This is a genomic window from Thioclava marina (assembly GCF_002020135.1).
In the GTDB taxonomy this organism is placed as follows: Bacteria; Pseudomonadota; Alphaproteobacteria; order Rhodobacterales; family Rhodobacteraceae; genus Thioclava; species Thioclava marina.
Window position 1 is genome coordinate 208,204 of record NZ_MPZS01000002.1, and the last position, 24,757, is coordinate 232,960.

The 24,757-nt window shown below is 64.8% G+C and carries 28 protein-coding genes and 1 tRNA gene; 16 read left to right on the forward strand and 13 right to left on the reverse strand.

What is annotated here, in order from left to right; translation table 11 throughout:
- Positions 1-126: 126 nt before the first annotated feature.
- Complete coding sequence (locus BMG00_RS11195; protein WP_245795018.1) at positions 127-597, forward strand: thermonuclease family protein; 471 nt, start codon at positions 127-129, stop codon at positions 595-597.
- 39 nt (positions 598-636) lie between these two features.
- On the opposite strand, the gene BMG00_RS17500 is transcribed toward BMG00_RS11195, so the two are convergent.
- The 3 genes from BMG00_RS17500 to BMG00_RS11205 all read right to left on the reverse strand — a co-directional run bounded on the left by BMG00_RS17500 (position 637) and on the right by BMG00_RS11205 (position 1,792).
- On the reverse strand, positions 637-1,083 hold the full coding sequence (locus BMG00_RS17500; protein WP_146642616.1) for a helix-turn-helix domain-containing protein: 447 nt from the start codon (positions 1,081-1,083) through the stop codon (positions 637-639).
- Positions 1,084-1,092: 9 nt separating this feature from the next.
- Complete coding sequence (locus BMG00_RS11200) at positions 1,093-1,341, reverse strand: DUF4258 domain-containing protein (protein WP_158521712.1); 249 nt, start codon at positions 1,339-1,341, stop codon at positions 1,093-1,095.
- 361 nt (positions 1,342-1,702) lie between these two features.
- A tRNA-Ser gene (locus BMG00_RS11205) sits at positions 1,703-1,792 on the reverse strand.
- Positions 1,793-1,998: 206 nt separating this feature from the next.
- Between BMG00_RS11205 and BMG00_RS11210 the strand changes: the two genes are divergently transcribed.
- The 7 genes from BMG00_RS11210 to BMG00_RS11240 all read left to right on the forward strand — a co-directional run bounded on the left by BMG00_RS11210 (position 1,999) and on the right by BMG00_RS11240 (position 8,624).
- The gene (locus tag BMG00_RS11210) at positions 1,999-3,015 is read left to right on the forward strand and encodes an SPOR domain-containing protein (protein ID WP_078574409.1); all 1,017 of its coding nucleotides are present in this window, start codon (positions 1,999-2,001) and stop codon (positions 3,013-3,015) included.
- 16 nt (positions 3,016-3,031) lie between these two features.
- Positions 3,032-4,207 (forward strand): D-alanyl-D-alanine carboxypeptidase family protein, encoded by a 1,176-nt coding sequence (locus BMG00_RS11215; RefSeq protein WP_078574410.1) that lies wholly within the window; start codon positions 3,032-3,034, stop codon positions 4,205-4,207.
- A gap of 7 nt (positions 4,208-4,214) precedes the next feature.
- Entirely contained in the window at positions 4,215-4,829 is a 615-nt protein-coding gene (gene tmk / locus BMG00_RS11220) for a dTMP kinase (RefSeq protein ID WP_078574411.1), read from the forward strand.
- An 82-nt stretch (positions 4,830-4,911) separates the two neighbouring features.
- Positions 4,912-6,036, forward strand: coding sequence for a DNA polymerase III subunit delta' (locus BMG00_RS11225; protein ID WP_078574412.1), 1,125 nt, complete (start codon positions 4,912-4,914; stop codon positions 6,034-6,036).
- Between the two features lie 22 nt (positions 6,037-6,058).
- Entirely contained in the window at positions 6,059-6,877 is an 819-nt protein-coding gene (locus BMG00_RS11230) for a TatD family hydrolase (protein ID WP_078574413.1), read from the forward strand.
- The gene (locus tag BMG00_RS11235; protein WP_078574414.1) at positions 6,874-7,680 is read left to right on the forward strand and encodes an MBL fold metallo-hydrolase; all 807 of its coding nucleotides are present in this window, start codon (positions 6,874-6,876) and stop codon (positions 7,678-7,680) included. Before BMG00_RS11230 ends, BMG00_RS11235 begins: the two co-directional genes overlap by 4 nt.
- A complete protein-coding gene (locus BMG00_RS11240; RefSeq protein WP_078529869.1) occupies positions 7,677-8,624 on the forward strand; it encodes an AEC family transporter in 948 nt (315 codons plus the stop codon). The genes BMG00_RS11235 and BMG00_RS11240 overlap by 4 nt, the downstream gene beginning before the upstream one ends.
- Positions 8,625-8,685: 61 nt before the next feature.
- On the opposite strand, the gene BMG00_RS11245 is transcribed toward BMG00_RS11240, so the two are convergent.
- Entirely contained in the window at positions 8,686-9,816 is a 1,131-nt protein-coding gene (locus tag BMG00_RS11245) for an S-(hydroxymethyl)glutathione dehydrogenase/class III alcohol dehydrogenase (protein ID WP_078529870.1), read from the reverse strand.
- Between the two features lie 73 nt (positions 9,817-9,889).
- Between BMG00_RS11245 and BMG00_RS11250 the strand changes: the two genes are divergently transcribed.
- The 4 genes from BMG00_RS11250 (at position 9,890) to BMG00_RS11265 (ending at position 12,862) form a co-directional block, all read left to right on the forward strand.
- Positions 9,890-10,240, forward strand: a complete 351-nt coding sequence (locus BMG00_RS11250) for an I78 family peptidase inhibitor (protein WP_078529871.1) — start codon at positions 9,890-9,892, stop codon at positions 10,238-10,240.
- Positions 10,241-10,242: 2 nt separating this feature from the next.
- Positions 10,243-10,524, forward strand: a complete 282-nt coding sequence (locus tag BMG00_RS11255) for an I78 family peptidase inhibitor (protein WP_078574415.1) — start codon at positions 10,243-10,245, stop codon at positions 10,522-10,524.
- A gap of 272 nt (positions 10,525-10,796) precedes the next feature.
- Complete coding sequence (locus BMG00_RS11260) at positions 10,797-11,144, forward strand: DUF2794 domain-containing protein (RefSeq protein WP_078529971.1); 348 nt, start codon at positions 10,797-10,799, stop codon at positions 11,142-11,144.
- Between the two features lie 122 nt (positions 11,145-11,266).
- The gene (locus BMG00_RS11265) at positions 11,267-12,862 is read left to right on the forward strand and encodes a DUF4139 domain-containing protein (protein ID WP_078574416.1); all 1,596 of its coding nucleotides are present in this window, start codon (positions 11,267-11,269) and stop codon (positions 12,860-12,862) included.
- Between the two features lie 6 nt (positions 12,863-12,868).
- On the opposite strand, the gene BMG00_RS11270 is transcribed toward BMG00_RS11265, so the two are convergent.
- Both BMG00_RS11270 and BMG00_RS11275 read right to left on the reverse strand, forming a co-directional pair.
- The gene (locus tag BMG00_RS11270) at positions 12,869-13,378 is read right to left on the reverse strand and encodes a ribbon-helix-helix domain-containing protein (RefSeq protein ID WP_158521713.1); all 510 of its coding nucleotides are present in this window, start codon (positions 13,376-13,378) and stop codon (positions 12,869-12,871) included.
- 69 nt (positions 13,379-13,447) lie between these two features.
- On the reverse strand, positions 13,448-14,098 hold the full coding sequence (locus tag BMG00_RS11275; RefSeq protein ID WP_078574802.1) for a carbonic anhydrase: 651 nt from the start codon (positions 14,096-14,098) through the stop codon (positions 13,448-13,450).
- 164 nt (positions 14,099-14,262) lie between these two features.
- On the opposite strand from BMG00_RS11275, the gene BMG00_RS11280 reads away from it, so the two are divergent.
- The 3 genes from BMG00_RS11280 (at position 14,263) to BMG00_RS11290 (ending at position 16,959) form a co-directional block, all read left to right on the forward strand.
- Positions 14,263-14,643: a hypothetical protein gene (locus BMG00_RS11280; RefSeq protein ID WP_078574418.1), complete on the forward strand. Its 381-nt coding sequence runs from the start codon at positions 14,263-14,265 to the stop codon at positions 14,641-14,643.
- Between the two features lie 76 nt (positions 14,644-14,719).
- Complete coding sequence (locus BMG00_RS11285; protein WP_078574419.1) at positions 14,720-16,132, forward strand: leucyl aminopeptidase family protein; 1,413 nt, start codon at positions 14,720-14,722, stop codon at positions 16,130-16,132.
- On the forward strand, positions 16,129-16,959 hold the full coding sequence (locus BMG00_RS11290) for a C40 family peptidase (protein WP_078574420.1): 831 nt from the start codon (positions 16,129-16,131) through the stop codon (positions 16,957-16,959). The genes BMG00_RS11285 and BMG00_RS11290 overlap by 4 nt, the downstream gene beginning before the upstream one ends.
- A gap of 140 nt (positions 16,960-17,099) precedes the next feature.
- On the opposite strand, the gene BMG00_RS11295 is transcribed toward BMG00_RS11290, so the two are convergent.
- The 3 genes from BMG00_RS11295 to BMG00_RS11305 all read right to left on the reverse strand — a co-directional run bounded on the left by BMG00_RS11295 (position 17,100) and on the right by BMG00_RS11305 (position 20,012).
- Positions 17,100-18,122, reverse strand: a complete 1,023-nt coding sequence (locus tag BMG00_RS11295; RefSeq protein WP_078574421.1) for an aspartate-semialdehyde dehydrogenase — start codon at positions 18,120-18,122, stop codon at positions 17,100-17,102.
- Positions 18,123-18,197: 75 nt separating this feature from the next.
- The gene (locus BMG00_RS11300; protein WP_078529879.1) at positions 18,198-18,812 is read right to left on the reverse strand and encodes a glycosyltransferase family 29 protein; all 615 of its coding nucleotides are present in this window, start codon (positions 18,810-18,812) and stop codon (positions 18,198-18,200) included.
- 9 nt (positions 18,813-18,821) lie between these two features.
- Positions 18,822-20,012 carry an MFS transporter gene (locus BMG00_RS11305; protein ID WP_078574803.1) on the reverse strand — a complete coding sequence of 397 codons (1,191 nt, stop codon included), beginning with the start codon at positions 20,010-20,012 and terminating at the stop codon, positions 18,822-18,824.
- A gap of 203 nt (positions 20,013-20,215) precedes the next feature.
- On the opposite strand from BMG00_RS11305, the gene BMG00_RS11310 reads away from it, so the two are divergent.
- Positions 20,216-20,557: a winged helix-turn-helix domain-containing protein gene (locus BMG00_RS11310; protein ID WP_078529881.1), complete on the forward strand. Its 342-nt coding sequence runs from the start codon at positions 20,216-20,218 to the stop codon at positions 20,555-20,557.
- Positions 20,558-21,118: 561 nt separating this feature from the next.
- Here BMG00_RS11310 and BMG00_RS11320 read toward each other — a convergent pair.
- The 4 genes from BMG00_RS11320 to glcF form a co-directional block, all read right to left on the reverse strand.
- The gene (locus BMG00_RS11320) at positions 21,119-21,583 is read right to left on the reverse strand and encodes an Hsp20 family protein (RefSeq protein WP_078574422.1); all 465 of its coding nucleotides are present in this window, start codon (positions 21,581-21,583) and stop codon (positions 21,119-21,121) included.
- Positions 21,584-21,741: 158 nt separating this feature from the next.
- Positions 21,742-22,614 carry a trypsin-like serine peptidase gene (locus BMG00_RS11325; protein WP_093470070.1) on the reverse strand — a complete coding sequence of 291 codons (873 nt, stop codon included), beginning with the start codon at positions 22,612-22,614 and terminating at the stop codon, positions 21,742-21,744.
- Between the two features lie 10 nt (positions 22,615-22,624).
- Entirely contained in the window at positions 22,625-23,410 is a 786-nt protein-coding gene (locus BMG00_RS11330; RefSeq protein WP_078529884.1) for a trypsin-like serine peptidase, read from the reverse strand.
- A 69-nt stretch (positions 23,411-23,479) separates the two neighbouring features.
- On the reverse strand, positions 23,480-24,757 hold the full coding sequence (gene glcF, locus BMG00_RS11335) for a glycolate oxidase subunit GlcF (protein WP_078574423.1): 1,278 nt from the start codon (positions 24,755-24,757) through the stop codon (positions 23,480-23,482).

The window sequence follows — 24,757 nt, forward strand, 5'->3', positions numbered from 1 at the left end:
GCCGCTGCACGCAGTGCCTACCGCAGCTGGGCTAAGCCAAGACGAAATCGCGCATGGCGGCGGCTGCCGGAAAAGCTCGCCTGCCGGGCAATGCTGCCACATGGACAAGAAAGCGGGGCAGGTGCATTGCCACTGAGATTCTTTCTGGCTCTTCTTCTTGCAGCGGTTCTTTGTGGGCCGCTGCATGCTCAGACCATCACCGGAACCGCCTCCGTAATTGATGGCGACACCATCGACATTCACGGAAACCGGATTCGGCTTCACGCCATCGATGCAATCGAAAGCCGCCAGCGCTGTCGTTTGCCAAACGGGAAGCTGTGGAACTGCGGCAAGGATGCGGCATTCGCGCTCGCGGATAAGATTGGCCGCGCGCCGGTTTCCTGCAAAGTCACAGATGTCGATCGATATGGGCGCTACGTCGCAATTTGCCGCCAGAATGGCGAAGACCTAAATGCCTGGCTCGTGCGCAACGGGTGGGCGGTGGCCTATCGTCGCTATGGCCGTGATTACGTGCGAGATGAAGATGCTGCGCGGAAGCAGAGCGCAGGCATCTGGGCAAGTGAATTCATGATGCCTTGGGATTGGCGAAAGCGCTGAGCGCGCGAACGCCAAAACCAAATTCGTTACATCAGAAAACTATGCTGCGGCATCTTCCCATCCGCCCGGCATGTGCGCAAATTTCAAAGTGAGCTCCGTCACTCTTCGGTCTGTTTCTGCCAGCTTTTGCATCAAGTCGCGCAGATTTCCGCCATTAATACTTTCGAGGTAGTAACCGGCCAATGCTCGCTGCGCAGGCCCAGGAATCTTCGTCTCACCCAACTCCCATCGCCTTAGTGTATTTTCCTGCACATCGAGCAGACCCGCCAAAACACGTTGTGAAAGGTCAAGCTCAGTTCGCAGAAATCTTACTTCAGGACCGGTCATCTGTCGGTTTGCTTTGGCAATAGCCGTTCCGATGAGTTCATGAAGCTCCTCTACAGCAGGAATAGACACAGCAGGTCCGTAGGGTGTATCGATTGGCTCGATCCCCTCCAGATAAACATTCGGCAATCCGCTCTCGCGGTAGTGATAGCCATTGGTCATTTTTACCTCCTATTCCGCGCCTCTATTGATCACCGTAACTACGATGGTGTGCGGATCGCTTTCCCGGATCGCACAGACGACATCAATTTCGACACCCGCAGTAACCCCTCTGACGGGGGCCACCCATGAAGAATTCTGGTCATCCCAACGAAACTTCTGCGTCACGATGGTGCCACGCCGAAGCACGCGGAGCGCCATTATGCGCGTCACCTCTCGAGCCTCCATCTGCTCGGCTGCGTGGAGCGTGACGATCATCATGTGATCGAACCCCTTCGCGACCCGCTTGCGGACCTCATCTTGAAACCAAGCAGGACTCTTCGGTTTTTGTAATGGAACGACTTTTCCTCTCATGCCTACCAATTTGGTAGGTTGAGCAGGTAAAGGCAAGATGAACGCAACGGAAAATAGTCTTTTTTCGTTCCTCGATCAGAGGAACTGCGCGCAAAGCGCCACATCTTGCGACCGTCGCAAGATAGGACACAAGCGCTCTGGCAAAGCCGATTCTCGATGCCTGCGAAAACGAAGTCGACGACACACCAGCAAGCAAAAATCGAATGGCGGGCATTTTGGCGGGTATGATGTAAAAGAAGTGGTTTTTCTCAATAAAAACAACAACTATTGGCGGAGGAGGTGGGATTCGAACCCACGGTAGGCTTTCACCTACGTCGGTTTTCAAGACCGGTGCATTAAACCACTCTGCCACTCCTCCGACGCGCCCCGATTAGACCGCTTCACGCGATTCTGAAAGTGTTTCGCGCCGATTTCCGCGCGTGGGGCTCGGGCCTGCTTTTCATGGGCTGTGCAAATCGCTAGGATCGCGCGAGTTTGCGCGCAAGCAGGCGCATGAGAGACCCGCGGAGGCGGGTCAGGCGGGCATCAAGAGGCGGGACAACCGCGCGAAGAGGGGGCACGGAAATGACGGGGCAGGATGGGAAGACGGGCAAGCGCATCGCCGGGCTCGCGCTGATGCTGGGGGCGGGCTTCGCACTCGCCGGCTGTCAGGAAAGCGGCGGCGGTCTCGGGTTCCTCAAGGCAAAACCGGATGGTGAGGCAGCGACGTCCGCTGGCGAGGTCGCCCCTCAGACCGAACAGAAGATGGTCGAACGCGACATCGAGGCTCCGCAGGTCTTCTCGACCGACGAGAAGGGCCTGTGGGACGGGCGCCCCTCGCTCGGCGGCGTCTGGGTCGCGCATCCCACTGTGAAGGACCCCGAGCGGGTCATCATCCGCAACACCGCCAATGGCAAGTTCGTCATCGGCGCGCTCTTCAAGCGTGAGACCGATAATCCGGGGCCGAAGCTGCAGGTGAGCTCGGACGCAGCCGATGCGCTTGGCATGCTCGCAGGCGCGCCGACCGAGCTTTCGGTCGTGGCGCTGCGTCGCGAGACGGTCCCGGTCGAACAGCCCAAGCCGCTCGTCGACAAGCCGGTGATCGCCAAGCCCGAGACGGTCGAGCAGAAATCGCTCGACGAGGTGAAAGCGGCCGCCTCGGCAGGCATCGCCAAGGCAGAGGCCGACAAGACGGGCAAAGCGACCGAGAAAGCCGCCAAGGCCACCGCTGCGGCGGACCTCGCGAAACCGGCTGCACCGGTCAAGGCGCCCACGCCTGCCAAGCCCGCGATCGGTGCCGCGCCCAGCCCGGCGCCCGCCCCCGCGCCACCGGTCGCCAGCGCCCAACCTGCCAAGCCGAAGCCCCCTGCGGGCAACATGTATATCCAGATCGGGATCTTCTCGGTCGAGGCCAATGCAAAGCGGGCCGTGGACCAGATGTCCAAGGCCGGTGTGATCGCCCAGATCACCAAGGAAACGAGCCACGACAAGACCTTCTGGCGCGTGATCGCGGGACCGGCACCCACGAAAGCCGACCTCAAGTCGCTTGAGACAACAATTCACGGGCTCGGCTATCCCGACGCCTATCCCGTTTCGAAATAGGACCGGTGCGAAAGACATGACCTTCTTCCGACTGATCGCCGCAACGCTCATCGCGAGCCTGACCGCGCTGCCCGCCCTCGCCTTCGACACCAAGGCACGGGCCGCCTGGGTCTACGACCTGACGACCCAGACGGTGCTTCTGGCCAAGAACGCGGATATTCCGATCCCACCCGCCTCGATGTCGAAGCTGATGACGCTCAACATGCTCTTCGAGGCGCTCGAGGATGGGCGCGTGACGATGGACACGACCTTCCCGGTCTCCGCCCATGCGCAGTCGATGGGTGGTTCGACGATGTTTCTCAACACCACCGACCGTCCGGCGGTGCGCGACCTGATCCAGGGCATCATCATCAATTCGGGCAACGATGCCTGCGTGACGGTGGCCGAAGGGCTCGCGGGGTCCGAATCCGCCTTCGCGGAACTGATGACCGAGCGTGCGCATCAGCTCGGGATGAATGACTCGATGTTTGCCAATGCGAGCGGCTGGCCCGATCCCGGTCAGCGCATGTCGGTGCATGATCTGGGCGTCATCGCGAGCCGGATCATCACCCATTTCCCGCAATACTATCACTTCTTCAGCGAGACCCATTTCAATTACAAGGATCGTGCCCCGGCCAATGCCGAGAACCGCAATCCGCTGCTCGAGATCAAGGCCGCCGACTGGAAAGCGGACGGGATGAAGACCGGCCACACAGAGGAAGCCGGATATGGCCTCGTCGGATCCGCCGTGATGGGTGATCGGCGCATCGTCTTCGTGCTCGCGGGGATGCCGTCCGAGCAGGCGCGCCGTCAGGAAGGTGAGGCCGTCGCGAACTGGGCGTTTCGGCAATTCGTGATGAAGGATGTGGCGAAGGCGGGCACGAAGCTCGCCGAGGCGCCGGTTTGGCTTGGCAACAAGGCCGCCGTGGGCCTTGCGCCGGAGAAGGATCTCTCGCTCCTGATACCCGCAGGCGCCAAGGACAAGGTGACGGCAGAGGCGGTTTTCGACGCCCCGATCGCAGCCCCCGTCAAGCAAGGCCAGCAGATCGGCAAGCTCGTGATCACCGTGCCCGGGCTCGACGCGCCGACCGAGGTGCCGCTGATCGCCACCGAAGACGTGAAAAAAGGCGGCTTCGTGGTGCGCGTGAAAGCGGCGCTGGCGCGGCTCTCGGGCAAGGCCTTCGACGCGGCGATGGAACGCGTCAACAGCTAAGTTCCACATGTTCATCAGCTTCGAAGGTATCGACGGGTCAGGTAAATCCACGCAGGCGCGGATGCTGGCAGAGGCGTTGCGTAATGAGGGCCACGAGGTGGTCCTGACCCGCGAGCCGGGCGGCTCTCCGGGCGCCGAGGAAATCCGCAGGCTCGTGCTTGAAGGCGACCCCGACCGCTGGTCGGCGGAGACGGAGATCCTGCTGTTCACCGCCGCACGGCGCGACCATCTGGAGCGCGTGATCGAGCCCTCGCTTGCCGCTGGCAAGGTGGTGATCTGCGACCGCTTCGCGGATTCGACGCGAATGTATCAGGGCCTCTCGCGCGGCGATCTGCGCGCCGTGGTGGATCAGTTGCACACACTGATGATCGGGCGCGAGCCGGACCTGACGGTGCTGATCGACATCGACCCTTCAGTCGGCCTTTCGCGCGCCAAGGGTCGGCAAGGCACCGAGGAACGGTTCGAGGATTTCGGCGTCGGTTTGCAGGAAAAGATGCGCGCAGGGTTCCTGTCGCTCGCCAAGGAATTCGCGAGCCGGTTCCGCGTCATCGATGGAGCGCGGGAGCCGGATGCGATTGCCGCCGACGTGCTGGGTGTCGTGCAGCTCGAACTGAAAAGTTGAGAGCCGCGCGCCCGTGCCGAATTGCCTTCGAACTACCAAAACCACGCTGGAAACCGCCCGCGCCCGCAACTAGAGTGCCGCCATGAGCCTCGCCGACCTTCCCGATCCGACCCTAGCCCCCGGAGCGCGCCATCCGCGCGACACGGCGCGGCTGGTCGGTCAGACGCGGGCGGAAGAGGATTTTCTCGACGCGTTCAACATGGGGCGACTGCATCACGGCTGGCTGCTGACCGGCCCGCGCGGCGTGGGCAAGGCCACGCTGGCGTGGCGGATCACGCGCTTTCTGCTGACCCAGCCCGGGGATGACGGACCGGGCCTCTTCGGGGAGCCGGAAAAGCCCGCGAGCCTTGAGCCCGACCCGAACCACCCTGCCCTCAGCCGGATCCATGCAGGGTCCGAACCGGGTATTTTCGTGCTCAGGCGCGGCCCCAACGCCACTGAATCCGCGCTCTCGCAAGACATCCGCGTCGATGAAGTGCGCAAGCTGAAATCCTTCCTGCATCTCTCGGCAGCCGAGGGCGGGCGGCGCGTGGTAATCGTCGACGCCGCCGACGAGATGAACGTGCAGGCGGCCAATGCGCTGTTGAAGCTGCTCGAAGAGCCGCCCGCGCGCGTCACATTTCTGCTGATTGCGCATCAACCCGCGCGGTTGCTGCCGACGATCCGTTCGCGCTGCCGCGAATTGCGGCTGGGCACGCTGGAGCCCGCGCAGATGGAGGCCGCGATCGCTGCCGCCGAGGATGACGGCGAGCCCCCTGAGATCGACCACCTTGCGCTGGCCGCATTGTCGGGCGGTTCGGTGGGGGCCGCGATCCGTCTCATCAATCAGGACGGGCTGGCGACCTATGCCAAGCTGGTGAGCCTGATGGCCACCCTGCCCCGGCTCGACCGGCTGGGCGCACTGGCGCTGGCTGAAAGCTGCACCGGCAAGGCCAATGAAAACCGCTATGAACTGGTGCTGAACCTGATCGACCTCTTCCTGTCGCGCGCCGCCCGCGCGGGCGTGATGGGGCCGCCCCAGCCCGAAGCCGCGCCCGGCGAGGCCGAGCTGCTCGCCCGACTTTCGCCCGATGAACAGGCAGCGATGAAATGGGCGACGCTCCATGATGCAATGGGAGCGCGCGCCCGCCATGGCCGGGCGGTCAACCTTGACCCTGCCGCGCTCGTGATGGATATCGTTCTGGAGATCACAGCCGCGGCGTCCTGAGCCCGCGCGAAAGGAGCCAGACTTGACCCTCCCGCCCGAGATCACAGACAGCCATTGCCATCTCGACTTCCCCGATTTCGACGGCGAGCGCGACGCGATCGTGGCCCGCGCGAATGCGGCCGGGGTGACGCGGATGGTGACGATCTGCACGCGGCTGAAAAACGAGCCTTCCGTGCGCGCGATCGCCGAAGCGCATCGCGGCGTCTTCTACGCCGCCGGCACCCACCCGATGAGCGTGGTCGAGGAGCCGATGGCGACACTCGAGCAACTGGTGACGCTGGCCAAGCATCCGAAATTCGTGGGCATCGGCGAGACCGGGCTCGACTATCACTACACGGCCGAAAGCGCCGAGGTGCAGAAGGTCTCGCTGCGGCTTCATATCGAGGCTGCGCAGGAGACCGGGCTGCCGCTCATCATCCACTCGCGCGATGCCGACGAGGACATGGAGGCGATCCTGACCGAGGGCATGAAGGCCAAGCCGTACAGCTGCGTCATGCATTGCTATTCCTCGGGCCCGCGTCTGGCGCAGGCCTCGGTGGATCTGGGCTTCTACCTGTCGATGTCAGGCATCGCGACCTTCCCGAAATCGCAGGAAGTCCGCGATATCTTCGCCGCCGCCCCGCTTGATCGGATCCTCTTGGAAACCGACAGCCCCTATCTCGCGCCGCCGCCCCATCGCGGCAAGCGCAACGAGCCCGCCTATACCGCCCACACCGCCGAGGTCGGCGCCGAGGTGTTCGGCCTGCCCCTGGAAGAATTCGCCGCCGCGACCCAGGCCAATTTCGATCGCCTGTTCTGGAAAGCCGCCGAACATGGCGAACGGGGGAGCCTCGCCGCATGAACCGGATGCGTTTCACCATCCTCGGTTGCGGCTCCTCGGGTGGCGTGCCTCGGATCGGCAATCACTGGGGCGAATGCGATCCGGCCAATCCGAAGAACCGCCGGCTGCGCTGCTCGATGCTGGTCGAGCGGGTAAGTCCCGCCGGCACCACCCGGGTGCTGATCGACACCACGCCAGACATGCGCCAGCAGCTGCTGAATGCGGGCGTGGGCGAGCTTGATGCCGTGGTCTTCACACATAGCCATGCCGACCATGTCCACGGGATCGACGACCTGCGCCAGATCGTCTTCAACATGCGCACCCGCCTGCCCGTCTGGGCCGATGCCGATACCGAAGCCGCCCTTCTCGATCGCTTCGCCTATGCCTTCGTGCAGCCCGCCGACAGCAATTACAAACCGATCTGCGAGCTGAACGCGATTCACCGCGAGCGCGCCTTCGAGATCACCGGCGCGGGCGGGTCGATCCGCTTCCAGCCTTTCGAAGTCGAGCATGGCAATATCGACGCGCTTGGCTTCCGCATTGGCGGGCTCGCCTATCTGCCTGACGTCTCCGCGATCCCCGAGACCGCTTGGGCGCATTTGGAGGGGCTCGATTGCTGGGTGCTCGACGCGCTGCGCCGGACGCCGCATCCGACCCACGCCCATCTGGCCCGCGCGCTGGAATGGATCGAGCGCGCCAAGCCTGCCAGCGCGATCCTGACCAATATGCATATCGACCTCGACCACGATGCCGTGGCCGCCGAGACGCCCGATCACGTGCGCCCGGCCCATGACGGGATGGTGCTGGACTTCGCGCTCGAATGAGCGCGCTGATCGACGTCATTCTTCCGGTCTTCCTCGTGATCGGTTTCGGCTATGTCGTGGCGTGGCGGGGGCTCTTTTCGGAGAGCGCGGTCGACGGGCTGATGCGGTTTGCGCAGAACTTCGCGGTGCCTGTGCTGCTGGCGCGCTCGATCGCCAATCTCGACCTCTCGCAAAGCTATAACTGGCCGATGATGGCGGCGTTCTATGCGGGGGCGCTGATCTCCTTCGCGATCGGGATCAGCGGCGCGCGCATGATGGGGCGCAATGGCCCCGAAAGTGTCGCGATCGGTTTTGCCTGCCTGTTCTCGAACTCGCTGCTCCTGGGCGTGCCGATCACCGAGCGTGCCTATGGCGAGGCTGCGCTTTCGGGCAATTTCGCGATCATCTCGGTGCATTCGCCCTTCCTTTACACCATCGGCATCCTCGCTATGGAAATGGTGCGCTCGTCGGGCACCGGCACGAGCCTTGGGCGCGTTGGCCTCAATGCGCTGGTGGGGGTGCTGCGCACGCCGCTCGTGATCGGCATCCTCACGGGGTTCGCGATCAAGATCGTGACCAGCCTGACGGGGCTGCCTTTGCCCCATCCGATTCAGGTCTCGATGGACATGATGGCGCGCGCAGCCCTCCCGGCGGCTTTGTTCGGGCTCGGTGGCGTTCTCTATCGTTACCGCCCCGAGGGCGACGCGAAGGCAATCGCGATGATTACGGGCCTGTCGCTGCTGCTGCACCCTGCAATCACCTACGGGCTGGCTCATTTCGCCTTCAAGGTGGACAGTTCTGCCTTGCGCTCGGCCACGTTGACTGCGGCAATGGCGCCAGGGGTGAACGCCTACCTCTTCGCCAATATCTACGGCGTGGCACGACGGGTGGCCGCCTCTGCGGTTCTGATCGCCACGGCGCTCTCGATCCTGACGATCTGGGCCTGGCTCGCGATCCTTCCCTGACCCGGAAATGCGAAACGCCCGGCGGTGAGGCCGGGCGCGCGCAGGAACTTCCTGGGTCGGATCAGTAAATCACGACCGAGCGGATCGACTCGCCCGCATGCATCAGATCGAAGGCCTTGTTGATGTCTTCGAGCGGCATGGTGTGAGTGATCATCGAGTCGATCTCGATCTTGTCGTTCATGTACCACTCGACGAATTTCGGCACATCCGTGCGACCTTTCGCGCCGCCGAACGCGGTACCTTTCCAGGTGCGGCCAGTGACGAGTTGGAACGGACGGGTCGAGATCTCTGCACCGGACGGGGCCACCCCGATGATGACAGAAACGCCCCAGCCGCGATGCGAGCATTCCAGCGCGTCGCGCATCACCTGCACATTGCCCGTGGCATCGAAGGAGTAATCCACTCCCCCGATCTGGTCGCGCTCGGTCTTGGTGAGGTTGACGATCTGCTGCACCACCGGAACGTCCGATTTCGAGGGATTCACGAAATGGGTCATGCCGAATTTGCGCGCCATTTCCTCTTTGCCGTCATTCAGATCAACACCGATGATCATGTCCGCGCCTGCCATGCGCAGCCCCTGAATCACGTTCAGGCCGATCCCGCCGAGGCCGAACACAGCGGCGGTCGATCCGATCTCGACGCCGGCCGTGTTGATTACCGCACCGATCCCGGTGGTCACGCCGCAGCCGATATAGCAGATCTTGTCGAAAGGCGCGTCGTCACGAACCTTGGCCAGTGCGATCTCGGGCATCACCGTGTGATTGGCGAAGGTCGAGCACCCCATGTAGTGGTAGATCGGCGTGCCATCGAGCATCTTGAAGCGCGTGGTGCCGTCCGGCATCAGGCCCTGACCTTGGGTGTTGCGGATCGCGGTGCACAGGTTCGTCTTGCCCGACAGGCAGGACGGGCATTCGCGACATTCGGGCGTATAGAGCGGAATGACGTGATCGCCGGGCTTGAGCGTGGTGACACCTTCACCCACTTCCAGCACGACGCCCGCGCCCTCATGGCCGAGAATCGTCGGGAAGATGCCTTCGGGATCCGCGCCCGACCGGGTAAACTCGTCAGTGTGGCAGATGCCCGTGGCCTTGATCTCAACAAGCACCTCGCCCGCTTTCGGGCCTTCGAGCTCCACTTCCATGATTTCGAGCGGCTTTCCCGCCTCCAGGGCGACTGCGGCACGGGTTCTCATGGGCGTTTCCTCCTTGTATAGAATTGGCAGGAGACTGCGCTATCGGCGCGGCGTTTGCAATCAAGGGTGCGACATGTTGAGACCGTTTTCCGCTATCGCTGCCGTTCTGGCACTGGCAGCCTGCAATCCCGATACCGCGCTCGAGGACACGCCCGATCAGGCCATGTCCTCGCCAGCGCCGCACATGACGCCGGCGGTGACGCTCGGAGCGGGCGGCCTGGAAGAGCGCGAGCCTGACACCTGCGGCGCGGTAAATTACGTTTCGGTACTCGGTCAGCCGGCATCGCAGATCCAGACCCTGGCTATCACCCGCCCCTATCGCGTCGTCGAGTGGCGGGGCGTCGAGGACCAGATCTACAACCCGCAGCGCGTGGTCTTCCGCCTCGATGCGGCGGGCAATATCTACAATATCGACTGCGGCTGAGAATGCGGGCGGCGCTCACCCTGTGTGCCGGGATGCTTGCCTTGTCGGGCTGCAAATCCGGAGAGAGCCCGGCTCCCGGCGAGGCGGGCGATCCCGGCATATGCCCTCCGCCCGCGATCGCGGCGCTAGTCGGGCGTGATGTGGCGGCGCTCGACGCGATCTATTTCAAGGGCGCGCTGCGCGTGATCCGTCCGGACGAGGCGGTAACGATGGATTACAATGCCGAACGCGTGAACGTCCTGCTCGACGCACATGATGTGATCACCGAGGTGAGGTGCTACTGAGGACGATGGCCTGCGGGCAAGAAAAAGCCCTCGTCCCGGTAATTGAGCGAGGGCTTTTTGCTGCCAGTGCGGAAAGCTCCCCGACGGTGCGAACTGGGTGGGGGCTGTTAACGACACCGCCGGGGGTTTAGCGTTTTCCGCTGAGTTCTTTATCGCCCCGAAAATCGGCAGGAACTCGCGCGGAGTGGGGCGATTCCAGGATTTTTTTGCGGCAAGAATGCGGCGCGCGCTGCGAGGCTTGATTTGCGCCCCGCGCGATGTACCATTTCGAAATGACGGTTCAGACGCCGACCCCCTTCCCGAACGCCTCCGGCCAGCCCCAGCAGGTCGCCTTTGACCGCGCCGAGCTTTCGGTGATCCTCTCGCTCTACGGACGCGCGGTCGCTGCGGGGGAATGGCGCGATTACGGGATGAGTTTTCTGCGCGACGTTGCAATCTTCTCGATCTTCCGCCGCACCGCCGAGGTGCCCGTATTCCGCATCGAGAAACGCCCTGCCCTGCGCAGCAAGCAAGGCCAATACGCGGTGATCGGCCAACAGGGTCAGATCCTGCGGCGCGGCCATGATCTGCGCACCGTTCTGCGCGTGCTCGAACGCAAGCTGATCCGCTCGGTCGACTGAGGCCCCGCCCGAACGGGAAAATATCGCCCTGTCCCAGCGACATGCCGCCCAGCCCTTACCAGATCGCTTGCATCAGGCCACGCCACGCCGCAGGCTCGCGATAACCGATTAGGGAGGACCCGATGCGCATTTCTCTGACCGCAGCCCTCATGGCCGCGACCGCACTGCCCGTTTTCGCCGATACGATCGAAGCGCCCGCGAAAATCACCGCCGTCACGCTGTTCCCGCGCGGCGCGCAGGTCGTGCGGGAGGTTACGCTCACAGCGCCTGAGGGCACGCATGAGCTCTATGTGCCAGGCCTGCCCGCGGATACCGATATCCAGAGCCTCCGGATCGCGGGCGAGGGCGTCCGCGTGGGCGCAGTCAGTCTGATCTCGGGGCGCGCGCCCGCGCTCGATCCGGCGGGCTCTCCACAGGTGGAGGCCGCGCGCGCCGCGCTGAAGGCCGCACAGGAGACGCTGGCGGCACAGGAGGACGGGCTTGCCGCAATCCGCGCCAAGGCCCAGGCCGCGCGCGATCAGATCGCTTTCCTCAAGGGGGCCCAGCCCCAAGTCGTCGACCCTGCGCAATTGCAGGCGCTTGCCGAGATGGTCGGCACGCAGATCCTCGCCGCGAGCGAGGCCGCGATCGCAGCCGAGGCCGAAGCCCGCAAGGCCGAGGCCGGGCTGGAGCCAGCGCAAGAGGCAGTCAAACAGGCACAGGCGGCGCTTGATGCGCTTCTGAACCCCGCCGAGGATCACGACGTGCTGCGCGCCACCGTGCAAGGCGCGGGCACGCTTACGATCACTACGTTTACCGGCGATGCGGGCTGGCAGCCCTCTTACGATCTGCGCCTAGATCGCGCGGCCGACGCCGTGCAGATGGAGCGTTTCGTCTCCGTGCATCAGGCAAGCGGCGAGGATTGGCGCGGGGTGGATCTCACGCTTTCAACGGCGCGCCCCGGCGGGCAGGCCGAACCCGGCGAAGTCTATCCGCGCCTTGCCCGTATTGGCGATCCGATCGAAATCTCGCCCGCGCCCAAAACCTTCGCGCGCACCTCCGGTGCCGCCCCCGAGCCGGTTGCCGAAGCCATGTTGAGCGATCGCGCCGAGATGGAGATGCAGGGCGAAACGGTCACCTATCACTACCCCGCTTCCGTCGATATCCGCGACGGGGTGGATGACCTGCGGCTGAGCCTCGACGAGAAGACCCTGCCGATGGAGGTGCTCGCCGAGGCCGCACCGCTGTCCGACGAGACCGCTTATCGCATCGCAGAAGGGACCAACGCGACCGGGGAGATCCTGCTGCCGGGCAACGCCACGCTCTTTGCCGATGGCGCGGTGGTGGGACAGACCTGGCTTCCGCTGGTGGCCGCCGGCGACGAGATGACCCTCGGGTTCGGCCCCATCGAGGGGATCCGGGTGAGCCGCCGCATGCCCGATACGATGGAGGGGGATCACGGGATCCTGACGAAATCGAACGAGCGCCGCGAGGTGGTGGAGATCGAGGTGAACAACCTGACCGGGCAGGACTGGCCGATGCGGGTGATCGACCGCGTGCCCTATTCGGAGCAGGAAGACCTCAAGATCACTACGAAGGTCGAGCCCCCCGCGAGCGAGACCGATTACGATCACAAGCGCGGCGTGTTGGCCTGGCGGTTCGACCTGCCGACCGGGGCCGAGAAGATGCTGCGCACCGAAACGACGCTGCGCTGGCCCACCGACAAGACCCTGCGCTAATCACACTCAGGCCGCGTCGCGCGCGGCTTTGGTCAGGTAAGCCCGCAACGCCGTGGAAACCGGGGTTGCGGGTCTTTTCATTCCCAGCATTCGTTGCGCGGGCGGCACGGACAGTTCGGGCGCGGCGGCTCTGCCCGGAAAGGGCGCGCGATAACGCAGAACAAGTTCCGCGGGGCTTGTGCCCACCTCATCAAGCGGAATGAGAAAACGGTTCGCGGGCCAGTCGTGCAAGCCAATCGCCCCGCACGCACCTGCCCGCAATACGAAGCCCGCATTCCGCAATCTCTGTTGCAGTTCAAACCAATCGGAAGCGCGATCGAGCGCCTCCTGCACCGCGCGCATTTCGGGCAGCATCGCCGATGCCTCTTCGTCATCTGCCGTGTCGGAGGTCAGCCCCTGTCGCAATGCCTGTCGCGCCATCTCCGCCGGAGACAGGCCCAAGGCGCGGGCCTCCCGCCCGAGCTGGTCAATCAGGTCGAGCGGAAGGCGCAGGGAGACGAGTCGATGCTGTTTCATGGGCCGAGCATCGCGCATCGGGCTTAATGCCCGGTGAACGCGATCCCGGCCCGTTCAGGACAGGTGGGTTCAGATCACTTCAAAGCGATCGGTCGCCGCGTCATATTGCTCGAGCGTGCCTTCCCCGATGTCATGACGCAGCCCGTGCAGCGTCATGCGGTCGGAATCAAGCGCCTCGCGCACGAAGGGGAAAGTCATCAGGTTCTCGAGGCTGATCTTCACCGCCTCGCGTTCCATTGCCAGAACCTGTTCCTCGGCGGGCAGCTCGGTCACGCGCTCATAGCCCGGGCGCAGAAGGTTCAGCCAGGTGCCGACGAAAGAGCTCTTTTCTTCCAGCTCCGGCGCATGGCCCGAGCACATCGCATGGCAGCCGGCAACGCCACCGCAATTCGAATGCCCAAGCACGATCAGATGCGCGACCTTGAGGCTCGTCACCGCGTATTCAACCGCGGCCGAGGTGCCGTGGTGATCGCCATCGGGGGTGAATTCCGGCACGAGGTTCGCGATGTTGCGGTGAATGAAGAACTCTCCCTGATCCGCGCCGAACATCGAGGTGACATGCACGCGCGAGTCACAACAGGCGATGATCATCGAGCGCGGGCGCTGCCCTTCCTCGGCAAGGCGGCGATACCAGGCGCGGTTCTCGGCATAGGAGGTGGCATGCCACCCCTGATAGCGGCTCACCAGATAGCTCGGCAGCGGTTTCACATGGTCTCTCATCGGTTCTTGGATCTCCGTTTCATGCTCCCGCAGCGTCACATAGCGTGCAGCATGCGCATTTTCGAGACGTTTCGAGAAGATTTTCCGCATCGCTCAACCGAATCTTGAGACGTCGACGCGAGAGTGCCCCTCGGTGAGAGTGATCAGACGAAAGGGGTGCGGGGATGGCACAGGTTTCAAGGTTGCGCTGCGACGAGGCAATGGCGCTCGATCCGGCGCGGCTCGTCGTGCTTTACGCAGAGCTTGGACAGGACGGGGCAGAGCGGGTGATATCAGCGGCGATGGAGGATCTCGCGGGCCTTCTCACCACACTTGAGGACACCGCGAAGATCGCTCATCGCGCACGGCTTCGCGCGACCATCGCAGAGATCTGCGAACTGGCAGAGCAGGTCGGGCTGACCTCGATGGTCCGCGCAGCGCGCCACCTCGCGCAATGCGTCGAGCAGGACGATCCGGTCGCGCAATCGGCGGTCATGGCGCGTCTGGGCCGGATTGCCGAACGGTCGCTGACCGAGGTCTGGGATCTGGGCGATCTGAGTTCGTGACCGGGCCTGTCTGATCGGGCCTTGCGGGCGCGCGCGGGGGCGTTAGGCTTGGGCGCGAACAGCCCAAGGAGCCGCGATGTCCGCCGAATTTTTCTTCCTCTCCGATCGTCCCGCGATGCGTTTCGCCCAAAGCGGTGAGGAATCGCGCCCGCTCATCCCGGTCGCGCCCGACGGGTTGGAGGCGGCGCTTGGCGAGCTGCCCCCGGCACAGGCGGCTTTCGTGACGGCGCAGGGCTTCAAGGCGGGGGCCGGTCAGGTGATCTTGTTGCCCGGTGCGGAAGGGGTCGAGGGGGCGCTTGTGGGGCTTGGCGCAGCCGCCAAACGTGCTCGAGAGCGCTTCGCCCTTGCGCGCGCGACAGAGGCCTTGCCCGAAGGCGCGTGGGAATTCACCGGCGCTTGGCCGAAGGAGATGGCGGAAGAAGCCGCGCTCGGCTGGCTGTTCGCGGGCTATCGCTTTGCTCGCTATGCAGAAAGCGCGCCGCCGAAGGCGCGGCTTGTCTGCCCGGAGGGACTCGACGCGGCGCGGCTCGAGGCGATCGCCGAGGGCGAGGCCTTCACCCGCGATCTGATCAACACACCCGCGTCCGACATGGGGCCTGATGAGCTCGAAGGGGCCGCACGGCTGCTGGCCGAGCGGCATAGCGCAACGGTCAAGGTGGTCAAAGGCGAGGATCTTCTGGCCCAGAACTTCCCGATGATCCACGCGGTTGGCCGCGCCTCGCCGCGCGCCGCGCGTCTGATCGAGTTGAACTGGGGCAGCGAAGGCCCGGCGCTGACGCTGGTCGGCAAGGGGGTCTGTTTCGACACCGGCGGGCTGAACCTCAAACCCGGCGCCTCGATGGGGCTGATGAAAAAGGACATGGGTGGCTCGGCCACGGTGCTGGGGCTTGCGCATATGATCATGGCGACGGGCGCGGCGTTGCGGCTGCGCGTGCTGATCCCGGCGGTGGAGAACTCGGTCGGCGGCGACAGTTTCCGCCCCGGCGATATCCTGACCAGCCGCAAGGGGCTGACGGTCGAGATCAACAACACCGATGCCGAAGGGCGGTTGGTGCTGGCCGACGCGCTGGCCTATGCCGATGAAACCCCGGCCGATCTGATGATCTGCATGGCGACGCTGACCGGCGCGGCGCGGGTGGCGCTGGGGCCGGATGTCCCGCCCTTCTATACCGACGATGACACGCTGGCCGAGGCGCTGGCGACGGCCTCGCGAACGGTGGCCGATCCGCTCTGGCGGATGCCGTTCTGGGAACCCTACGAGGCGAAGATCGAGCCCGGCATCGCCGATCTCGACAACGCACCTTCGGGCGGCATGGCCGGTTCGATCACCGCCGCGCTATTCCTGCGCCGTTTCGTGACAGAGACCCCGCGTTTCGCCCATTTCGACATCTACGGCTGGCAGCCTGCAAATGCCCCAGCCCGACCCAAAGGCGGGGTCGGCCAGGGCGCGCGGGCGATCTTCGCCGCCCTGCCGGAGGTGCTGAAATGAGCGATCGCCGCCGCCTGCCCTTTTCCGGTGAGGTCGCGCTGGAGACCCTGCGCGGCCAGCTAAAGGCCGCGCGTTTCACCAATGGCGCACCCGCGCGAGTGATTGCCCCCGTCACCGACCTCTGCCCCGATCCGGGCGGCTTGCGCGATCGGCAGGTCTTGTTCGGTGCCGAGGTCACGATGATCGACCGGCGCGGGGAGCATACTTTCGTGCAAGCCACATGGGACGGCTATTGCGGCTGGGTCGCGGATGCAGCCCTTGGCGCGCCGGTGGGCGCAACCCATGTGGTCAGCGCGCCGGCAACGCATCTCTACCGCGAGGCCTCTATCAAGCGCGGCGAGGTGATGGCGCTCTCGATGGGCGCGCGGTTGGCGGTCACTGGCGAAGAGGGCATGTTCGCTGTGACCCCCGAGGGCTATGTGCCCCGCCAACATCTGCGCCCGCTCGATGCCCCCGAGAGCGATCCCGTCGCCGTTGCCGAGAGGCTTCTGGGCACGCCCTACCTGTGGGGCGGCAACAGCCGCACCGGCATCGACTGCTCGGGGCTTGCGCAGATGGGATATGCGCTCTGCGGCCGATCCGTGCCGGGAGACACCGACATGCAATGGGCCGAGCTGGGAGAGGTTTTGCCCGAGGGAACGCCGGTCCAACGGGGCGATCTGCTATTCTGGAAAGGGCACATCGCGCTCGTCTGCGATGCCGAGACGATGATCCATGCGAACGGCCACACGATGAGCGTGGCCTATGAGGGGATCGAGGCCGGCAAGGCCCGGATCGCGGCCGCGGGCGACGGGGCCTATCTCGGGGTGAAGCGGGTGACGCGGTAGGCTCTCTTGGCACGGGGCGACCAGCCCCGGGCCGCGCCCGACTCTCCCCCGGGAGGCCGCATTGGTGATGTCAGTGCGCGCTCAAACGAAAAACGCCCGGCCTTCCGACCGGGCGTTTCCAAATCTCTCAAGGCCGAAGCTCAGCCTTTTTTCAGGCAGCGCTTGCCCAGCGTCTCAGCGATCTGCACCGCGTTCAGCGCCGCGCCCTTGCGCAGGTTGTCGGAGACGCACCACAGGTTGATGCCGTTCTCGATCGTCGAGTCCTGACGGATCCGCGAGATATAGGTCGCGAATTCACCCACGCATTCGACCGGGGTAACGTAGCCACCCGGCTCGCGCTTGTCGACGACCATGATGCCCGGCGCCTCGCGCAGGATGTCGCGCGCTTCGTCCTCGTCGAGGAATTCCTCGAACTCGATGTTGATCGCTTCCGAGTGGCCCACGAAGACCGGCACGCGCACGCAGGTCGCGGTCAGCTTGATCGCCGGGTCGACGATCTTCTTGGTCTCGGCGACCATCTTCCATTCTTCCTTGGTCGAACCATCGTCGAGGAAGACATCGATATGCGGGATCACGTTGAAGGCGATCTGCTTGGGGTAGACCTTCGGCTCCACTTCCTGGCCCGGCACATACATGCCCTTGGTCTGGTTCCAGAGCTCGTCGATCGCTTCCTTGCCCGAGCCGGAGACCGACTGGTAGGTCGAAACCACGACGCGCTTGATCTTCGCGCGGTCATGCAGCGGCTTGAGCGCCACGACCATCTGCGCGGTCGAGCAGTTCGGGTTCGCGATGATGTTCTTGTTCTTGTAGTTGTCGACCGCCTCGGGGTTCACCTCCGGCACGACCAGCGGGATCTCCGGGTCGTAGCGGTAGAGCGACGAGTTGTCGATCACCACGCAGCCCTGCGCGGCCGCGATCGGGGCGTATTTCTTCGTGGCGTCCGAACCGATCGCGAAGAGCGCGATGTCATAGCCCGAGAAGTCGAACCCCTCGATGTCCTTGGTAGTCAGGGTCTTGTCGCCAAAGCTGACCTCGGTGCCGAGCGACCGGCGCGAGGCGAGCGCGGCGATCTCATCGACCGGGAACTGGCGCTCAGCCAGAATGTTCAGCATTTCGCGGCCCACATTACCCGTGGCGCCCGCAACGACGACTTTATAGCCCATCTAGGACCTCCTTGCTCCAAAAGAACGCGGCTTCCTACCGCTTTGCTTGCAGAAATGAAAGGGATTCGACGCAGATCAGTTCCGAATGATGCGCGGATCACGTTCCGTCAACCGCGCGACCATTTCGGCCTCGGCGGCGAAGTCATGGGGGACCTTGTCGGCCGTGCGCCGCCCCGAGAGCGAGAGCGAGGCGAAGAAATCGAACCCGTAGAGGTCGAGCCGCGCAAGGCCCGAGCGCGCCAGCATGTCGATCAGCATCGCGCCGGTGGTGGGCTGCGCGCCGAGCCGGGCCTTCAGCGCCTCGTATTCGCTCAGCGGGTGCAGGTAGAACCCGGGGCTGGAGGCGGTCTCCCAATCGAGCCGTTTGCGCTTGTGGCTCATCCAGAGAATGCGGCCCGGATTGATGCGGGCACGTTCGGCCTGCGGCAGCGAGGTCGCGAGTGCCAGCCAATCGGTGCGCGTCCCGTGGCTCGCCGCCGAGGGCATCGGCGCGCGGTTGATCCGGATCACCACGTCATGCGCGTCGATTTCGGCCCCCGCCTTCCCCTCGGCCAGCGCGCGCGCATTGCCCACCAGCGCGACCGATTTGCCGGATAGCTCGCGCAGCAATGCCTCTTGCGAGACCGAAAGCGCGGCCAACGGCGCCTCACGGCGCAGCGTGCGATTGATGAAAAATCCGAGCCGGGTCATGGGCCGGTTCTAGCGCAACCCGTCCCCACTGTCGCGGGCGAAAACGTAGAAGGCCAGCCCGATCACCACCGGCGCGAGGAAGAAGGCAAAAAGCATCCCATAGGCCACCGGCGCGGTATGGCCTGCCGAGGCCGCGTCAAAGACGGGCCGCGAGGCAAACTGCATCGCGGCCACGCCCGTGATCGAGAACATGTTGTGCAGCGTCACGCCCCGCCCCGTCAGATGCGGCGGGTAAAAAGTGCGCCCATGCGCCATGATCACCGGGAAAGAGGCGCCGAAAAACCCGATTGCCGCCAGAAACGCGGTCGCCAGCCACAGCGACTGCCCCGGCATCAGCCACAGCCCCGTCAGCGCCAGCGCCAGCACCGCATTGCCGTAAAGCGCCACGCGCTTGTGGCTGCCAAAGATCTTGTCGGCCGGGCCATAGGCGAAATTGCCCGCGATCATCGCAAGCCCCATCACCAGCGTCACCTTGCCGATCAGATGCGCGTCCGCCCCGAAGACATCCGCGAGATAGGGCCCTGCCCAGACTCCGCGAATACCGGCGGCGGCGGTGTAATTCGCGACCGTCAGCGGCAACAGCACCCAGAAGCCCGGCAGGCGCAGCACGTCAAGCGCGGTGCCGCGGCGGCCTGCGGGTTGTTCGACCCGCTCGGGATCGCGCGCGAAAATCAGGATGAGCGCTGCGACCACCAGCGTGATCGCGGCCAGCGCCCAGAGTGAGGGCCGCCAGCCAAATGCCTCGATCGCGGCGGCCAGCGGCGCGGCCCCAGCAAGGTTACCCAGGCTCCCCGCCCCGATCATCGAGGCCGCGAGCGTGCCGAAGAGCACTGGCGCAAAGGCGCGCGCGAAGATGAAATAGCTGCCCACCAGCACCGGCGCGCAGCCTGCCCCGATCAGGATCATCGCCAGATGGATGCCCATCGGCCCCTGCGCCATCGCGAAAACGGCAGCCCCTCCGCCGCCGCCAAGACCCAGAAGCACGCCGACCGTCCGGCGCGGCCCGATCCGGTCCAGCGCCTCGCCGATCGGGATCTGGATCAGTGCAAACGCCCCGTACCAGAGCCCCAGCGACACCGCGAGATCGCCCGCCGTCACCCCGATCTCGTGGTTCAGAACCGGGGTCAGCACCGCGAGGCATGTGCGGTAGAACTGGCTGAGAAGATAGGCCCCCACGAGGCAGGCGATCGAGACGTACATGAAGGCTCCGAAATAGTGCGCGCCACGCTCGCCGAAGCACGCGGGGAGTGCAAGGGGGGTGGGCGCTTCGTAACGGTCAATCGCGACGGTCAATCACCATGGGCCATCGCGACACGGCCGCGTGACCGGACGACCTCTTGAACTCGCACGCGGATAGGATCAGACTCTGGCTTGGGGACGCGAAAGGCTTAAGGAGCGCCAAGATGGAACTGACCCGGCTGATGCTGCGCCTCTACTTCGGAGAAGCGATGCTGGGCCCGGGCAAGGCGCGGCTGCTCGAAGAAATCGCCCGCGAGGGCTCGATCTCGGCGGCCGGTCGCGCGATGGGAATGAGCTACAAGCGCGCCTGGTCCCTCGTCGAGGTGATGAACGCGAATTTTCGTGCCCCCCTGGTGGAAAGCTCGCGCGGGGGTGCCAAAGGTGGCGGCGCGTCACTGACCCCTGAGGGCGAGGCGGTGCTGGCTGCCTATCGCCGTCTCGAGGAAAAGACCCGTGCAGCAGGGGCGGAAGAAATCAAGCTGATCGGCGACATGATCGCGCCGTGAGGCGCTGTCCCGGGCGCGAGTTGCGCGAGAAAAATGGAGCTTCCTCCGAACCGGCAACCCTGTGGCCTGCCACGTGGCTGAGTTGAGAGAGGCCGTCCAGACATCCACCCGTTTTCCCAGTTCCACCGCCCGGATCTTCACACGGCGGGGTCGTCATCTGGAACGCGCGATGCCGTGCGATCAGCCCGAGCGCTACGCTATTATTTCGACGGCAATTCCCGCGTCGCGACCTGCGGCCATCCACTGTGCGGCACCTGGATCATGCTCTACCCCTTTTTCCAGCTCGGCGTCCGTTCGACCTCAGCCTCGCTGACGCTATCCCGCACGTGGGACGCCGCTCTTCAAGGCGGATGGCGCGCTGGTAGGATGTGTTTCGACAGATCGGAGGCCGAGGTCGCGGGCGGAGCACCAAAGATCTCAGACCGCTGTGAGATGTTTTACCCGTTCTCAATTATGACGCTGGCGCAGGGCGACTAGCCAGGGGCCACGGTCGACCTTCCCCCCACAAAACAAAAGCGCGGGGGAAATCCCCCGCGCCCGTCTCATGAACCGTGATGCGCCTCAGGCGTCGACGGTCTCGACCTGCTTGGTCTCGGCCTTGCTCGGCCCGGCGATCTCGATCCGGCGGGGCTTGAGCGCCTCGGGAACCTCGCGCACGAGATCAAGGTGGAGCATCCCATCTTCATGGGTGGCGCCCGTCACCTTCACATGGTCGGCCAGCGCGAAGCGGCGTTCGAAGGCGCGGGTCGCGATGCCGCGATGGAGGTAGGTGCGGTCGGTCGTGTCCTCGGCCTTCCGACCGGTCACGATCAGCGCGCCGTCCTTGAGTTCGACGGTCAGCTCATCCGAGCAGAACCCGGCGACGGCGATCGAGATGCGATAGGCATTCGCGTCGGTCTTCTCGATGTTGTAGGGCGGATAGGTCGGCTGCGCGAGGTCGGTGGAGAGCGCGCGGTCCATCAGGTCAGCCACGCGATCGAAACCGACAGTGGCGCGGTAAAGGGGCGAAAGATCAAAGCTTCGCATGGTGTCATCCTCTCTTGAGCGATGTCTATGGTAACCCGCCCCTGTCGCGGGGCCGGGCAGTTGAAGCGTCGGAACCCTCATCAGGCATCCCGACACAACAGAATTTGGGTGTGGAAAAACGGCGTTTCAAGAGGGGCGCGCTGGCGCGTGAAACCCGTTCAGGGGCGCAGGAATTTCGCGCCGCTGGCGCTGCCGCCCGACAGTACGCGCGTGCCGCTGCCCGTCTGCCCGACACTGCGGATGCTCGGGGCGGGGGCCTGCGCCTGCGGGCTTGTCCCTTCGATCACGCCGCGCCCGGAGCGCAGCGCCGATTTGAGCGTCTCGACGATGGCCGGCAGCTCCATCCCGTAGGCCCTCACCTCGCCATCCTTGCGCGAGCCCGCGGAAACGAGCGAGACAACACGCGCACGTTCTCCCGCAGCCACGCCCGAGCGATCGAAGACCGGCGCGCCCGAAGAGCCATGGTTCACGTCGCAATCGAAGCCCACCAGCCCCTCGCCGCGCCCGAACACGGAACAACTCTTCTGCCAGGACAGCATATCCGCGCGACCCCGCGCATAAGAGACGACCGAGACCTGCGTACCTTTGGGCCCGACCGTGCCGACCCGGAAGGGCGCGGCGACCGAACTGGGGATTGGGCGCGCGAGTTGCAGCAGCGCCACGTCATGGCGCACCGTCTCGGCGGAAATCGGGACGAAAGGCGCGTAATCGGGATCGGCCACCATGCGCGCGACCGGCTGGGCGGCGATTTCCATATCGCCGGTCTGTCCGGCGAGGAAACGGATTTCCGAGGGCGGGCGCGCGGCTTTGCGCGAGCGATCGAAGATGCAGTGACCCGCCGTCAGAACCAGATCGGGCGCGATCAGAACGCCGGTGCAAAAACCGCCTTCTCCGATTGCGACCTTGCCCACGGCCTCCCAGCCGAACAGATCGGCGCGTTGCGACAGCCGGTCGAGCGAACTTTCCGCCTGCGCCGCCGAGCCCAGAAGCCCGACAAAAAGAACACCCGCGATGAGGCCCGTGATCCGCATCCTCGCCTCCTCAGTTCGGCCGCACGAATTTTGCCCCGCCCGCGCGGATTTCCTGCGCGCCGCGCGGCGTATCGCGCGCCTCGATCTCCTGACGCAGATCGGCGACGCCACTCACCAGCGAACCGATGGAGACCGGCTCCTTGCCCAGTTCCGCCTTGGCCGAGACGATCGAGACGATGCGCGGCGTGCCATCGGCAAAGCTGAAGACCGGCGCGCCCGACGCCCCGTAATCGACCGAGCAGCTCATGATGACGGTGGCGTTCTCGCGCGCGATGACCGCGCAGGCCTTTTGCAGCGAGGGCGCTTCGGAACGCCCCTTGGCGTAGGAAAGAACTCCCACCTGCTCGCCGCTATAGGGGGCTGCGTCGGAGAGCGCGAAGGGCTGAAGCTGCGGCAACCGGATCGGCTGGGCGAGTTTGACCAGCGCAAGATCGAAGGAAGAGCGCTTCATCCCCTGCGGTCCCTCATAGCGATAGGAGGGATGCGCCATGGCGCGCGAGACCTTGCGATAGGCTTCGGCCCGACCATTGCGCCAGCCCGCACGAAACTCCATGTCGCGCGCGTCGATCATCGCGCCCGTGCGCCGATCAAACAGGCAATGCGCTGCCGTCAGCACGAGATCGGCAGCGATCAACGTACCGGTGCAGAAACTGCCCTGCCCCAGATCGAGTCGCCCGACTGCTTCCCAGCCGCGCGTCTGATCGCCGGTCTCAAGCTGCGTAAGCGGCGCGCCGACATCTTCGGCCAGCGCCGGCACGGCGAAAAGCAGCGAGATCAGCAGGGCAAGCGCGCGCATCAGGGCTCCGATAGAAAAGGGGCGTCACGGTTTTCGTAACGCCCCGATACGGCCAGATTGTGGCGCAGATCAGCTTTGTGCAAGAGCGGGCGGCTTCGGCCCGCCCGTGGCCCAGTCCAGCAACTCGACCGTATGGACGACCGGCACGCCGGTGCCGCCCCCGATCTGGACCATGCAGCCGATATTGCCCGCCGCGATCACCTCTGGTTGCTTGGCCTCGAGCGTCGCCACCTTGCGACGTTTCAGCTCTTCCGAGATCTCGGGTTGCAGCAGGTTGTAGGTACCAGCCGAGCCACAGCACAGATGGCTGTCGGCGGGCTCGACCACCTCGAAGCCCGCACGCTTCAACAGATCCTTCGGGGCAGATTTCACCTGCTGTCCATGCTGCAGCGAACAGGCGGCGTGATAGGCGACGCGCATCCCGCCCTGGCCTTCGGGCAGGCCGATCTTCACGAGGAATTCCGAGATATCGCAGGCCAGCCCCGCGACCTTCGCGGCCTCCTCGGCCAGCGGATCGTTACGGAACATATGCCCGTAATCCTTCACCGTCGTGCCGCAACCCGAAGTGTTGATGATCACCGCATCCAGATCGCCCTCGCCCAGGTAAGCGCGGATATTGCGCGCCGCCTGCGAGTGGCTCTCGTCCTCGCGGCCCATGTGGTGCGAGAGCGCCCCGCAGCACCCAAGGTTCTTCGGGATCACCACCTCGCAACCCAACCGCCGCAACAGCCGGATCGTGGCATCGTTGATATCGGTGTTGAGCGCGCGCTGCGCACAGCCGATCTGCAGCGCGACGCGGTATTTCTTCTCTCCGATCGGCGCGAAAACCTGCGGATCGTCATTGCGGCTGACCGGCGGGATGGTCTTGGGTGCCATCGACACCATCGCGCGCAGCCGCTTGTCGGGCAGCAGACCCGCAAAGGGCTTCGCCAGCTTCGCCCCGCCCATCGCCAGACGGAAGCGCCCCGGATAGGGAACGATCTTGGCCAGCGTCCAGCGCAGCAACCGATCCATCATCGGCCGTTTGTAAGTCTTCTCGACATGGGCACGCGCATGGTCGATCAGGTGCATGTAATGTACCCCCGACGGGCAGGTCGTCATGCAGGCCAGACAGCTCAGGCAGCGGTCGATATGCTTGACCGTCTTCTCATCCGCCGGGCGCCCGCTTTCGAGCATGTCCTTGATCAGGTAGATCCGCCCGCGCGGGCTGTCGAGCTCGTCGCCCAGCACCTGATACGAGGGGCAGGTCGCGGTACAAAATCCGCAATGCACACAGGCCCGCAGGATCTCGTTGGCGCGCGCGACGCCGGGATCTTCCAGCTGTTCGGGCGTGAAATTCGTCTGCAT

Excerpts from the sequence above, each read along its gene's own strand:
- tmk (WP_078574411.1), top strand. The coding sequence starts at position 4,215 with ATGTTCATCAGCTTCGAAGGTATCGACGGGTCAGGTAAATCCACGCAG.
- BMG00_RS17500 (WP_146642616.1), bottom strand. The coding sequence starts at position 1,083 with ATGACCAATGGCTATCACTACCGCGAGAGCGGATTGCCGAATGTTTAT.
- BMG00_RS11330 (WP_078529884.1), bottom strand. The coding sequence starts at position 23,410 with ATGCGCGCGCTTGCCCTGCTGATCTCGCTGCTTTTCGCCGTGCCGGCG.
- BMG00_RS11265 (WP_078574416.1), top strand. The coding sequence starts at position 11,267 with ATGCGCATTTCTCTGACCGCAGCCCTCATGGCCGCGACCGCACTGCCC.
- BMG00_RS11295 (WP_078574421.1), bottom strand. The coding sequence starts at position 18,122 with ATGGGCTATAAAGTCGTCGTTGCGGGCGCCACGGGTAATGTGGGCCGC.
- BMG00_RS11200 (WP_158521712.1), bottom strand. The coding sequence starts at position 1,341 with ATGATGATCGTCACGCTCCACGCAGCCGAGCAGATGGAGGCTCGAGAG.
- BMG00_RS11320 (WP_078574422.1), bottom strand. The coding sequence starts at position 21,583 with ATGCGAAGCTTTGATCTTTCGCCCCTTTACCGCGCCACTGTCGGTTTC.
- BMG00_RS11255 (WP_078574415.1), top strand. The coding sequence starts at position 10,243 with ATGCGGGCGGCGCTCACCCTGTGTGCCGGGATGCTTGCCTTGTCGGGC.
- BMG00_RS11225 (WP_078574412.1), top strand. The coding sequence starts at position 4,912 with ATGAGCCTCGCCGACCTTCCCGATCCGACCCTAGCCCCCGGAGCGCGC.
- BMG00_RS11240 (WP_078529869.1), top strand. The coding sequence starts at position 7,677 with ATGAGCGCGCTGATCGACGTCATTCTTCCGGTCTTCCTCGTGATCGGT.
- BMG00_RS11210 (WP_078574409.1), top strand. The coding sequence starts at position 1,999 with ATGACGGGGCAGGATGGGAAGACGGGCAAGCGCATCGCCGGGCTCGCG.
- BMG00_RS11235 (WP_078574414.1), top strand. The coding sequence starts at position 6,874 with ATGAACCGGATGCGTTTCACCATCCTCGGTTGCGGCTCCTCGGGTGGC.
- BMG00_RS11280 (WP_078574418.1), top strand. The coding sequence starts at position 14,263 with ATGGCACAGGTTTCAAGGTTGCGCTGCGACGAGGCAATGGCGCTCGAT.
- BMG00_RS11250 (WP_078529871.1), top strand. The coding sequence starts at position 9,890 with ATGTTGAGACCGTTTTCCGCTATCGCTGCCGTTCTGGCACTGGCAGCC.
- BMG00_RS11270 (WP_158521713.1), bottom strand. The coding sequence starts at position 13,378 with ATGAAACAGCATCGACTCGTCTCCCTGCGCCTTCCGCTCGACCTGATT.
- BMG00_RS11215 (WP_078574410.1), top strand. The coding sequence starts at position 3,032 with ATGACCTTCTTCCGACTGATCGCCGCAACGCTCATCGCGAGCCTGACC.
- glcF (WP_078574423.1), bottom strand. The coding sequence starts at position 24,757 with ATGCAGACGAATTTCACGCCCGAACAGCTGGAAGATCCCGGCGTCGCG.
- BMG00_RS11260 (WP_078529971.1), top strand. The coding sequence starts at position 10,797 with ATGACGGTTCAGACGCCGACCCCCTTCCCGAACGCCTCCGGCCAGCCC.
- BMG00_RS11245 (WP_078529870.1), bottom strand. The coding sequence starts at position 9,816 with ATGAGAACCCGTGCCGCAGTCGCCCTGGAGGCGGGAAAGCCGCTCGAA.
- BMG00_RS11305 (WP_078574803.1), bottom strand. The coding sequence starts at position 20,012 with ATGTACGTCTCGATCGCCTGCCTCGTGGGGGCCTATCTTCTCAGCCAG.
- BMG00_RS11290 (WP_078574420.1), top strand. The coding sequence starts at position 16,129 with ATGAGCGATCGCCGCCGCCTGCCCTTTTCCGGTGAGGTCGCGCTGGAG.
- BMG00_RS11325 (WP_093470070.1), bottom strand. The coding sequence starts at position 22,614 with ATGCGGATCACGGGCCTCATCGCGGGTGTTCTTTTTGTCGGGCTTCTG.
- BMG00_RS11275 (WP_078574802.1), bottom strand. The coding sequence starts at position 14,098 with ATGAGAGACCATGTGAAACCGCTGCCGAGCTATCTGGTGAGCCGCTAT.
- BMG00_RS11310 (WP_078529881.1), top strand. The coding sequence starts at position 20,216 with ATGGAACTGACCCGGCTGATGCTGCGCCTCTACTTCGGAGAAGCGATG.
- BMG00_RS11300 (WP_078529879.1), bottom strand. The coding sequence starts at position 18,812 with ATGACCCGGCTCGGATTTTTCATCAATCGCACGCTGCGCCGTGAGGCG.
- BMG00_RS11285 (WP_078574419.1), top strand. The coding sequence starts at position 14,720 with ATGTCCGCCGAATTTTTCTTCCTCTCCGATCGTCCCGCGATGCGTTTC.